The organism is Staphylococcus sp. HMSC036D05 (genome assembly GCF_001836225.1).
GTDB classification, from domain to species: Bacteria; Bacillota; Bacilli; order Staphylococcales; family Staphylococcaceae; genus Staphylococcus; species Staphylococcus caprae.
This window is the reverse complement of sequence record NZ_KV827781.1, coordinates 1,123,662-1,134,498: the sequence shown is the minus strand read 5'-3', so window position 1 is coordinate 1,134,498 and position 10,837 is coordinate 1,123,662. Positions and strand designations below refer to the sequence as shown.

The following is a 10,837-nucleotide window of genomic DNA, read 5'->3' as shown; positions in this document are numbered from 1 at the left end:
GTGAGTGTTACTGCCGAAAATCCTGCTTTTAGGACGCTGTTAATCAGTTTTCCAGAGCATAAATGTTAAAGGTCCCAGCCTCGTATATATATGAGTAAGTGCTAGTTATTTTTAAGAATAAATCTATCCAATGAAGCTAAATGTTTTCTTTAATAAAATAAATTGCAAATCACTTTATTATTTGGGATTGAGATGGATATATAGTATGATTGAGCAAAATGAAAATATGACAATTAAAGACGAGGTATAACAAATGAAACAACAAAACCCTTTATTTTTCTTATTTAAAAGGCTTTCGTGGCCATACGGGTTAATCATTGCAGCGGTCATTATTACTTCGTTAGGAAGTTTAAGTGGTTTATTAGTGCCTCTATTTACAGGACGTTTAGTTGATAAATTTTCTGTAAGTAGTATGAATTGGGGCATGATAGCTATCTTTGGTGCAATTTTCTTAGTCAATGCATTGCTGAGCGGTGTTGGTCTATACTTACTCAGTAAAATTGGTGAGAAAATTATATATGCCATTCGATCAATATTGTGGGAACATATCATCCAATTAAAAATGCCGTTCTTTGATAAAAACGAAAGTGGTCAATTAATGAGCCGTCTCACTGATGACACAAAGGTTATTAATGAATTTATTTCTCAAAAGTTACCTAATTTATTACCATCTGTATTAACTTTAATAGGTTCATTAATCATGTTATTTATCATGGATTGGAAATTAACATTGCTAACCTTTATCACCATACCAGTATTTGTCTTTATCATGATCCCATTAGGACGTGTGATGCAAAGAATTTCTACAAATACACAAACTGAAATCGCTAATTTTAGTGGTTTACTTGGTAGAGTGTTAACTGAAATGAGACTGGTTAAAGTTTCTAATACTGAAAGATTAGAGTTAGATAATGCACATGTAAATTTAAAGAAAATCTATCATCTAGGTTTAAAACAAGCTAAAATTTCAGCAATTGTTCAACCAATCTCAGGCGTCGTGATGTTACTTACGATTGCGATTATTCTTGGATTTGGTGCATTAGAAATCGGAACAGGTGCTATTACACCAGGTACATTAATTGCAATGATTTTCTATGTGATTCAATTATCTATGCCATTGATCAATCTATCTACGTTAGTTACAGATTATAAAAAAGCAGTCGGAGCAAGTCACCGTATCTATGAAATCATGCAAGAGCCAATTGAACGAACTGAAGCACTATCTGAGTCTGAAAATGATCTTGTAGAAGATGGTGAATTAAGCTTTGAACATGTAGATTTCAAATATGACATCAAGAAGATTCTTGATGATGTATCATTTGATATACCTCAAGGTAAAGTAAGTGCCTTTGTAGGACCTTCTGGTTCAGGTAAAAGTACTATTTTCAATTTAATTGAGCGTATGTATGAGATTGAAAGTGGTGACATTAAATATAACGACCGTAGTATTTATGATATTCCACTATCAAAATGGCGTACTAAAATCGGTTACGTGATGCAGTCTAACTCAATGATGAGCGGTACGATTAGAGACAATATTTTATATGGTATTAATAGAGAAGTAACAGACGAAGAATTAATTGAATATGCCAAATTAGCAAATTGTCATGAATTCATTATGCAGTTCGATGAAGGTTATGACACTATGGTTGGTGAACGAGGACTTAAATTATCTGGTGGCCAACGTCAACGTATTGATATAGCTAGAAGTTTCGTTAAGAATCCAGATATTCTTTTATTAGATGAAGCTACCGCTAACTTAGATAGTGAAAGTGAAGTTAAGATTCAAGAAGCACTTGAAACATTAATGGAAGGTAGAACAACTGTTGTGATTGCGCATCGTCTTTCTACTATTAAAAAAGCAGGTCAAATTATTTTCATTGATAAAGGTCAAGTTACTGGTAAAGGTACACATGGAGAATTAATGCAATCCCATGAAAAATATAAAAACTTTGTCACATCTCAAAAATTATCAGATTAGCATCAAGTCACGTTCCACGAAAATGTGGAGCGTGTTTTTTTAGTATTATTTACGTAAATATTTTGTAAAATCGTTATTTTAACCCAAATTTACAAGTGGTATAATGAATTTTGTAAGATTAAGAGAACTTTTTATATACATAATGTCAAATAGTACGGAAAACAAACGTTTTCAAAATATTAAAGTCTTATATTGTTCAATATTTATAGGGATAATTATGATTAAATATTTGATGGTCTTACAGTTTTGAGTGAGTTTTAAATAAATATATAAATGACAAATATTAAATAGGTAGGTGCCAAATGTTTTTATTAATTAATATCATTGGGTTAATCGTCTTTCTTGGTGTGGCTGTGTTATGTTCAAGAAATCGCAAAAATATCCAATGGAAATCGATATTAATCTTAGTTATTTTGAATTTATTCTTAGCATGGTTCTTTATTTATTTTGATTGGGGAAGAAATGGAGTTAAAGGCGCGGCAAATGGTATTGCTTGGGTCATAGAATCCGCGCATCAGGGTACAGGATTCGCTTTCAAAAGCTTCACATCTGGAAAGCAAATGGATATGGCTGTAAGTGCCCTGTTTCCTATCTTACTTATCGTACCTTTATTTGATATATTAATGTATTTCAATATACTTCCAAAGATTATAGGTGGAATTGGCTGGGTGCTCGCGAAGATTACACGTCAGCCTAAATTCGAGTCATTCTTTGGTGTTGAAATGATGTTCTTAGGAAATACTGAAGCGTTGGCTGTATCTAATGAACAACTGAAACGTATGAACGAAATGCGTGTACTGACAGTAGCTATGATGTCTATGAGTTCAGTCTCAGGTGCGATTGTCGGAGCTTATGTACAAATGATTCCTGGTGAGCTTGTACTGACAGCGATACCACTTAATATTATCAACGCAATAATTGTATCGTCTATTCTAAATCCTGTTTCAGTGGAAGAAAAAGAAGATATCATCTATAGTATTAAAGATCATCAAATCGAACGTCAACCTTTCTTCTCTTTCTTAGGAGATTCAGTTTTAGCAGCAGGTAAATTAGTACTGATTATTATCGCATTTGTTATTAGTTTCGTCGCATTGGCTGACTTAATCGATCGTTTCATTAATCTGATTACCGGTCTTATTGCTCATGGTTTTGGCTGGAAAGGAAGTTTTGGTCTAAACCAAATTTTAGGCGCCTTCATGTATCCATTTGCTTTATTATTAGGTCTACCTTTCAATGAAGCATGGGAGGTCGCACAACAAATGGCTAAGAAGATTGTAACTAATGAGTTTGTTGTTATGGGTGAGATTTCTAAACAAGTGAATTCATTCTCACCACATCATCGTGCTGTGATATCAACGTTCTTAGTATCATTTGCGAACTTCTCAACGATTGGCATGATTGTAGGTACGTTAAAAGGAATTGTTGATAAGAAAACATCAGATTTTGTATCTAAGTATGTACCGATGATGCTTCTTGCAGGTATTTTAGTGTCATTACTTACTGCAGCATTTGTAGGTTTATTTGCTTGGTAATATATTTTCCAATAAATAGAGTATGAAAAAGAGTGAACGTCGTAGGTAGCGAACGTTCACTCTTTTGTAATTTATGAGGTATATTTAGGAAAATGATAAAAACCAAGTATAGAAAGTGAGGAGACACTTCTTATACTTGGCTTTTATGGGAAATGAATATTAATGTACTTGTAACGGTAAGGACTAGGTACTGTCACAGTACTTCGAGCAAAATTTGTTTTGTTACTATAAACAACACAAAGGAGATAACTTCTCTTTCAAGAAGTTAAAATCATTATAGCAGACCTTTCTTTAAAAGTAAATTAAAAATTCAGAAAATTTAAATTTATTTGTCTATTGGCGTTTTATTAACCTGTTTTTTTAAGAGCTAGCACAGTATGGATAAAAAAATAATTTATTTGTGTTCTATAATTAATGCTTTTGTTAAAAATAAAATTATTTGTGAGTATATTATTGTGAGAAATTATAAGCGTATGCTACCATTTTGATACATGAGAGAAAAACTAAAGGGGTGATTGAATGAATAAAACAATTCGAGATATATTATTAGTTATTGCTGGTTCATTCATATTCTCAGCAGGCGTTAATGCGTTTATTATTTCTGGTAATTTAGGTGAGGGAGGCGTTACCGGAATAGCGATTGTGTTATATTATGCATTCCATTTATCACCTGCGATTACTAACTTTGTAGTCAACGCTATTTTAATCGCAGTTGGATATAAGTACTTGAGTAAGCGTAGCATGTATTTAACGATCGTTGCGACGATTCTTATTTCCATATTTTTAGATTTAACAGAATCTTGGCATGTTCATACTGGTAACTTGATTGTTAACGCAGTATTTGGTGGAATATGTATCGGCGTCGGTATAGGAGTTATTGTATTAGCAGGTGGAACTACTGCTGGTACAGTAATCTTAGCAAGAATTGTTAATAAATATCTGGATATTAGTACACCTTATGCATTACTATTCTTTGATTTACTTGTGGTATTGATTTCACTAACTCAAATATCATTAGATAAAGCACTTGTCACAGTGATTTCGCTATATATTGGAACGAAAGTAATGGAATATGTGATTGAAGGACTCAATACGAAAAAGGCAATGACAATTATTTCAAGTACACCTGATGAAGTTGCAAAAGCAATCGATGAACAAGTGGGTAGAGGTTTAACAATTTTAAACGGTCATGGTTATTATACGCGCGAAGAAAAAGATGTGCTCTATGTAGTGATTTCTAAAACACAAGTTTCACGTGCAAAACGTATCATTAGAAATATTGACGAAAATGCTTTTCTCGTTATTCACGATGTACGTGATGTGTATGGTAATGGATTTTTAGTAGATGAATAAATAAATTCAAATAAAAATGACGCTAGAATTGGATATTGATCCTGAAACATTAGCTCTAAGATGATTTTAAGAAATTATCTTAGAGCTTAATTTTTTATCCATAATTTAATCATCTATAAAGTATTAAATTTCTCGTTGCAACTTCGTTTTCGTTAGTCTAGTTTTCGAAAAAATTAAAATGTATTAAACAATTCATATCAATATTTGTTAGTCAATCTTGAATAGAGATGTTATAATATAGTCTATGATAATGATTATCAATTACAGTTGGTAATCAAATAAACGATAAACTTTTAACGAAAATACTATGTTTTTACGATATAAATGCATTATTTATAAATGAAAGTAGGGGAACTATGAGTCGTTTAAACGGAGAACAAGTGAAAATTGGTTATGGAGACACTACGATTATTAATAATTTAGATGTAGAAATACCAGATGGTAAGGTGACTTCTATTATTGGGCCAAACGGTTGTGGGAAGTCAACATTGCTCAAAGCGCTATCTCGTTTATTATCCATTAAAGATGGCGCAATTAATTTAGATGGCGAAAGTATTCACGCGCAATCCACAAAAGAAATTGCTAAGAAAATCGCAATTTTACCTCAATCACCTGAAGTTGCTGATGGTTTAACAGTTGGTGAGTTAGTTTCTTATGGACGTTTCCCACATCAAAAAGGCTTTGGTCGTTTATCAGCTGAAGATAAAAAAGAAATTGATTGGGCGTTAACAGTTACAGGAACAAGTGATTTCCGTCATCGTTCAATTAATGACTTAAGTGGTGGTCAAAGACAACGTGTGTGGATAGCAATGGCTCTAGCACAACGTACTGATATTATCTTTTTAGATGAACCTACCACTTATCTAGATATTTGCCACCAATTAGAAATTTTAGAACTCGTCCAAAAATTAAATGAAGAACAAGGCTGTACGATCGTGATGGTATTACATGATATTAATCAAGCAATTCGTTTCTCAGATCATCTTATTGCAATGAAAGATGGAAATATCGTTGCAAATGGCTCAACACAAGAAGTACTTACGAAAGACATTTTAGAAAAAGTATTTAATATTGATGTTGTTCTTGATCAAGATCCGCGAACTGGTAAACCCCTCCTTGTTACTTATGATTTATTTTGCAAGACGTATTCGTAATAGGGAAGGCAAAAGGGATAAATAACCATGTTTGAAAAAAATAAAAATGAAAACATCAAGTTCGTTTCTCTCATAATAGGAAGTATAATAGTGCTAATTCTAGCACTATTTCTTTCTATTATATTTGGAAAAGCACATGTTAGTATTCCAACTATTTTTGATGCAATTTTCAATTATAATCCAAAAAATCAAGATCATAATATTATTAGCGAAATTAGAATCCCTAGAGATTTAGGTGCAGTATTAGTTGGTATGGCTTTAGCGGTTTCTGGTGCAGTTATCCAAGGTGTTACAAAAAATGGACTTGCTGATCCGAGTTTAATAGGTTTGAATTCAGGCGCTACGTTTGGGCTGGCGATGACTTATGCCTTCTACCCAGAAGCGCCGTTTTTATTATTAATGGTTTCAGGGTTTCTAGGTGCATTACTCGGTGGTTTTATCGTTTTAATGATAGGACGTTCTAGACGAGATGGATTTAACCCGATGAGAATCATTTTAGCAGGTGCAGCTATCAGTGCGTTGCTTACAGCTTTAAGCCAAGGTGTTGCGCTCGTATTTAGACTAAATCAGTCACTAACATTTTGGAGTGCAGGGGGCGTTTCTGGTACGACATGGGGACAATTAATATGGAGTGGCCCCATTGTTATTATTACGTTAATTTTCATCTTATTAATTAGTAAACAACTTACAATTTTAAATTTAGGTGAATCACTCGCTAAAGGTTTAGGTCAAAATGTTTCAGTCATTCGTGGGATAAGTATGATTTTATCTATGATACTTGCTGGCGTAGCGGTTGCGATGGTTGGCCAAATTGCCTTTGTAGGTTTGATGGTGCCACATATTGTTCGTTTTATTATAGGTACAGATTATTCTAAAGTCATTCCACTTACAGCATTATTTGGAGGCGTTTTAGTTCTGATTGCCGATATGCTTGCAAGATTATTAGGTGAAGCCCCAGTAGGAGCGATTATTTCATTTATTGGTGTGCCGTACTTTTTATACCTTGTTAAAAAAGGAGGGCGCTCAATATGATAGATCCTAGATTAAGACGCAAGCAAATCATTACTTTCATCATATTTGCTGTTCTACTTTTTGCAGCATGTACATGGAGTATCGCTTCTGGTGAATATAAAATTCCAGTGTCTAACTTCTTCAAAACACTATTAGGTCAAGGAGATTATACAGATTCGCTCATTCTTATCGATTTCCGTTTACCTCGAATGCTCATTACGATTTTAGCGGGTGCTGCATTAAGTTTGAGTGGTGCTGTTATTCAAAGTGTAACGAAGAACCCTATTGCAGAACCTGGCATTCTAGGTATTAATGCAGGCGGTGGTTTCGCGATTGCTTTATTTGTGACAATCGGTCAAGTGAAGCCAGATAACTTCGTATACGCATTACCTGTGATTAGTTTAATTGGCGGCATTGCTACAGCTTTAGTGATATTCGTATTCAGTATCAATAAATATCATGGGCTAACTCCTGCAAGTATGGTATTGATCGGTGTTGGTATGCAAACCGCACTATATGGTGGCTCTATAACACTGATGTCAAAATTTGATGAAGATCAATCTGAGTTTATGGCCTCATGGTTTGCAGGTAGTATATGGGGAGACGATTGGACATTTGTTATCGCATTTATTCCATGGATGATCGTCATTGTTCCGTATCTTCTATTTAAATCTAATGAATTAAATATTATTAATACGCATGAACATATAGCGAAAGGATTGGGTATTAAAGTTGAACGTGAAAGAATAATCTTGTTCTTTATCGCTGTTATCTTATCTTCAGTAGCTGTAGCCGTTGCTGGTGCGATTTCATTTATTGGTTTAATGGGACCTCATATTGCTAAACGCATCGTGGGTCCTCGTCATCAACTTTTCTTACCTATAGCGATTTTAGTTGGTGCATTTTTACTTGTATTCTCTGATACATTAGGAAAAGTCATCTTACAACCATCTGGCGTGCCCGCAGGAATTGTTGTTGCCATTATTGGAGCACCATACTTCTTATATCTCATGTATAGAACAAAAAGCGTATAAATTTGTTATAGCCGTCATTAAAATCAAATCGATTTTAATGGCGGCTTTTGTATATATTTCAAACAAGATGAAATCATTTTTTAGAAAAGGTAAGTCTATTTGTGAACATTTTATAGAAGACACACATAACATTAGCGATGATATATAGACGTGTTTTATACTGATGATAAATTAATAAGGAGGGGTTTTCATGAAGAAATTAATAAAAGATAGACAACAATTTTTAAGTGACATGTTAGATGGCCTAAAAATTGCAAATCCTGAATTAGATGTAATTGAAGATACGGTAGTGGTACGTAAAGATAAAAAACAATCGGGCGTTGCACTTGTATCTGGAGGAGGAAGTGGTCACGAACCTGCACATGCGGGTTACGTAGCTCAAGGTATGTTAGATGCAGCTGTTTGTGGGGAAGTATTTACTTCGCCTACTCCAGATAAAATATTAGAAGCAATCAAAGCAGTAGATAATGGCGACGGGGTATTACTTATAGTTAAAAATTATGCTGGCGATGTCATGAATTTTGAAATGGCACAAGAAATGGCTGAAATGGAAGGCATACAAGTTGAAACGGTTATAGTTAGAGATGATATTGCTATTAGCGAGCCTGATCAACGTAGAGGTGTTGCAGGTACTGTTTTGGTTCATAAGTACGCAGGATTTTTAGCGGAAAAAGGACTAGCATTAAATGAAATAAAAGAAAAAGTAGAAATATTGCTACCAGAAATTAAAAGTATTGGAATGGCTTTAACACCTCCAATGGTTCCTACGACAGGTAGATATGGTTTCGATATTGAAGACAATGAGATGGAAATTGGTGTTGGTATACATGGAGAAAAGGGTTTACATCGTGAATCCATCCAACCAATTAATCAAATTATTTCAACATTAGTTGAAAAATTAGAACAAGAAATCTCTGCCGATGATTATATTGTCATGGTCAATGGTATGGGCGGCACACCTCAATCTGAACTGAATATTGTAACGAAATATCTGAGTGAATTATTTAATGACAAGCATTACGGGGTAAAACATTGGTACGTAGGTAACTTCATGACGTCACTTGATATGCAAGGCTTCTCAATCACACTTGTACCTGTTAAAGAAGAATGGCTTAAAGCCTTTTTAGCACCTACAACAAGCCTTTATTTTAATGCGTAAAAGTAAATGATGAATAATTATACAATGTAGAGGTGTCAGAGATGAACGTAAAAGAAATGAAAGCACAATTGCTAAGTTTAGCAGATACTTTTAAAGAAAAAGAAGAGGAATTAACAGACTTAGATAGAGCCATTGGTGATGGTGACCACGGTGTGAATATGGAACGAGGTTTCTCTCATTTAGAGGACAATATTGACGATAATGACATGGCTTCACTATTTAAATCAACCGGGATGACGCTTATGTCTAAAATTGGTGGTGCCTCAGGTCCGTTATATGGCTTTAGTTTCGTCAAAATGGCGAGTGTCGTTAAAGACGAAATTGATAACGAAAATTTAAAAGAGTTACTAAAAACGTTTGCGGATGCGATTGCGCAAAGAGGTAAAGTTGAATTAAATGAAAAAACAATGTATGACGTGGTCGAAAGAGCGAATGAAGCACTTCAAAAAGATGAAAAATTAAATTTAGAAAAATTACAAAGTTATGCGGATGATACTAAAGATATGGTAGCAACCAAAGGTCGTGCGTCATATTTTAAAGAAGATTCAAAAGGATATATTGATCCAGGAGCACAGAGCATGGTTTACATTCTGAACGCTTTAATGGGAGATGAGTCGCAATGACAACGATTGTATTAGTTAGTCACAGTGCTGATATTGCAAAAGGTACAAAGGATTTACTTGAACAGATGGTAAATAATGTCGACATCAAGGCTCATGGTGGTACAGAAGATGGCGCCATTGGTACGTCATTTGATGAAATACAAAAGATGATTAATCATATAGAAGACGATGCACTATGCTTTTATGATTTAGGTTCTTCGGAAATGAATTTAGATATGGCAATTGAAATGTATGAAGGTCAATATCAGATTGCTAAAATCAATGCTCCTCTTGTTGAAGGTAGTTTTACCGCGGCAGTGAAGTTATCAACTGGAGGCAATATGAAAGAAGCTATCGAAGAGGTAAACAATACTCATTTTTCGAGTGAAACTTAGCTTTAAGTATGATATTATTAATATAACTGTTAAATAAAATCTGGGTAATAGGAGGACATAGCCATGCAACATCTTATAAAGAAACATGTATTGAATGGCGAATTTGAGCAGGTAAGACAATTAATGTCCGAAACAGATTTTATGGAATTTGAAGAGGCATATATTTCTAGCGCTCATGAAGTAGAAAGTATGATGTTTTACACATGTATTCTAGATATGATTAAAGTTGAAGAATCATCAGAATTGCATGATTTGGCATTTTTATTACTTGTATATCCGTTGAGCGAATATGAAGGTGCTTTAGATTCAGCTTATTATCATGCTGATTCTTCCATAAAACTCACTAACGGAAATGAAGTTAAAAGTTTACTACAAATGTTATTGCTTCATGCTATTCCTGAACCAGTCATTTCTGACAAGAAAGCATTCGATGTAGCTAAACGAATTCTTAAACTTGATCCAAATAATAATGTAGCACGTAATGTACTTAAAGACACTGCAAAACGTATGGACAACATTGTTGTTGATATTAATGAATTAAACAAACATAGAGATGCACGTTAAGTAATTATATAACATTCTCGATATAGTCATTAGAGTTACCCAACTTTAATGG

Annotated in this window: 10 protein-coding genes and 1 pseudogene; all 11 read left to right on the top strand. The window is 33.9% G+C overall.

Annotation, left to right across the window (positions count from 1 at the left end; all coding sequences use genetic code 11):
• Positions 1 to 253: 253 nt before the first annotated feature.
• Complete coding sequence (locus HMPREF2580_RS10000; protein WP_002441320.1) at positions 254 to 1,981, top strand: ABC transporter ATP-binding protein; 1,728 nt, start codon at positions 254 to 256, stop codon at positions 1,979 to 1,981.
• Between the two features lie 302 nt (positions 1,982 to 2,283).
• Entirely contained in the window at positions 2,284 to 3,513 is a 1,230-nt protein-coding gene (locus tag HMPREF2580_RS09995; protein ID WP_070832536.1) for a NupC/NupG family nucleoside CNT transporter, read from the top strand.
• Positions 3,514 to 3,727: 214 nt separating this feature from the next.
• Positions 3,728 to 3,819: pseudogene (locus HMPREF2580_RS12250) on the top strand (hypothetical protein).
• Between the two features lie 213 nt (positions 3,820 to 4,032).
• Positions 4,033 to 4,866: a YitT family protein gene (locus tag HMPREF2580_RS09990; RefSeq protein ID WP_070832532.1), complete on the top strand. Its 834-nt coding sequence runs from the start codon at positions 4,033 to 4,035 to the stop codon at positions 4,864 to 4,866.
• 356 nt (positions 4,867 to 5,222) lie between these two features.
• Positions 5,223 to 6,020, top strand: coding sequence for an ABC transporter ATP-binding protein (locus HMPREF2580_RS09985; protein WP_002441326.1), 798 nt, complete (start codon positions 5,223 to 5,225; stop codon positions 6,018 to 6,020).
• 27 nt (positions 6,021 to 6,047) lie between these two features.
• The gene (locus HMPREF2580_RS09980; protein WP_070832530.1) at positions 6,048 to 7,052 is read left to right on the top strand and encodes a FecCD family ABC transporter permease; all 1,005 of its coding nucleotides are present in this window, start codon (positions 6,048 to 6,050) and stop codon (positions 7,050 to 7,052) included.
• Positions 7,049 to 8,065, top strand: coding sequence for a FecCD family ABC transporter permease (locus HMPREF2580_RS09975; protein WP_002441332.1), 1,017 nt, complete (start codon positions 7,049 to 7,051; stop codon positions 8,063 to 8,065). The genes HMPREF2580_RS09980 and HMPREF2580_RS09975 overlap by 4 nt, the downstream gene beginning before the upstream one ends.
• A gap of 190 nt (positions 8,066 to 8,255) precedes the next feature.
• The gene (gene dhaK / locus HMPREF2580_RS09970; RefSeq protein ID WP_070832527.1) at positions 8,256 to 9,224 is read left to right on the top strand and encodes a dihydroxyacetone kinase subunit DhaK; all 969 of its coding nucleotides are present in this window, start codon (positions 8,256 to 8,258) and stop codon (positions 9,222 to 9,224) included.
• A gap of 41 nt (positions 9,225 to 9,265) precedes the next feature.
• Complete coding sequence (gene dhaL, locus HMPREF2580_RS09965; protein ID WP_070832524.1) at positions 9,266 to 9,847, top strand: dihydroxyacetone kinase subunit DhaL; 582 nt, start codon at positions 9,266 to 9,268, stop codon at positions 9,845 to 9,847.
• Entirely contained in the window at positions 9,844 to 10,221 is a 378-nt protein-coding gene (gene dhaM, locus HMPREF2580_RS09960) for a dihydroxyacetone kinase phosphoryl donor subunit DhaM (RefSeq protein ID WP_070832522.1), read from the top strand. The genes dhaL and dhaM overlap by 4 nt, the downstream gene beginning before the upstream one ends.
• A 63-nt stretch (positions 10,222 to 10,284) precedes the next feature.
• Entirely contained in the window at positions 10,285 to 10,785 is a 501-nt protein-coding gene (locus tag HMPREF2580_RS09955; protein WP_002441340.1) for a hypothetical protein, read from the top strand.
• Positions 10,786 to 10,837 lie beyond the last annotated feature (52 nt).

What these genes read in the sequence shown, in the direction of transcription:
- HMPREF2580_RS10000 (WP_002441320.1), top strand. Translation starts at nt 254, where the DNA reads ATGAAACAACAAAACCCTTTATTTTTCTTATTTAAAAGGCTTTCGTGG.
- HMPREF2580_RS09995 (WP_070832536.1), top strand. Translation starts at nt 2,284, where the DNA reads ATGTTTTTATTAATTAATATCATTGGGTTAATCGTCTTTCTTGGTGTG.
- HMPREF2580_RS09990 (WP_070832532.1), top strand. Translation starts at nt 4,033, where the DNA reads ATGAATAAAACAATTCGAGATATATTATTAGTTATTGCTGGTTCATTC.
- HMPREF2580_RS09985 (WP_002441326.1), top strand. Translation starts at nt 5,223, where the DNA reads ATGAGTCGTTTAAACGGAGAACAAGTGAAAATTGGTTATGGAGACACT.
- HMPREF2580_RS09980 (WP_070832530.1), top strand. Translation starts at nt 6,048, where the DNA reads ATGTTTGAAAAAAATAAAAATGAAAACATCAAGTTCGTTTCTCTCATA.
- HMPREF2580_RS09975 (WP_002441332.1), top strand. Translation starts at nt 7,049, where the DNA reads ATGATAGATCCTAGATTAAGACGCAAGCAAATCATTACTTTCATCATA.
- dhaK (WP_070832527.1), top strand. Translation starts at nt 8,256, where the DNA reads ATGAAGAAATTAATAAAAGATAGACAACAATTTTTAAGTGACATGTTA.
- dhaL (WP_070832524.1), top strand. Translation starts at nt 9,266, where the DNA reads ATGAACGTAAAAGAAATGAAAGCACAATTGCTAAGTTTAGCAGATACT.
- dhaM (WP_070832522.1), top strand. Translation starts at nt 9,844, where the DNA reads ATGACAACGATTGTATTAGTTAGTCACAGTGCTGATATTGCAAAAGGT.
- HMPREF2580_RS09955 (WP_002441340.1), top strand. Translation starts at nt 10,285, where the DNA reads ATGCAACATCTTATAAAGAAACATGTATTGAATGGCGAATTTGAGCAG.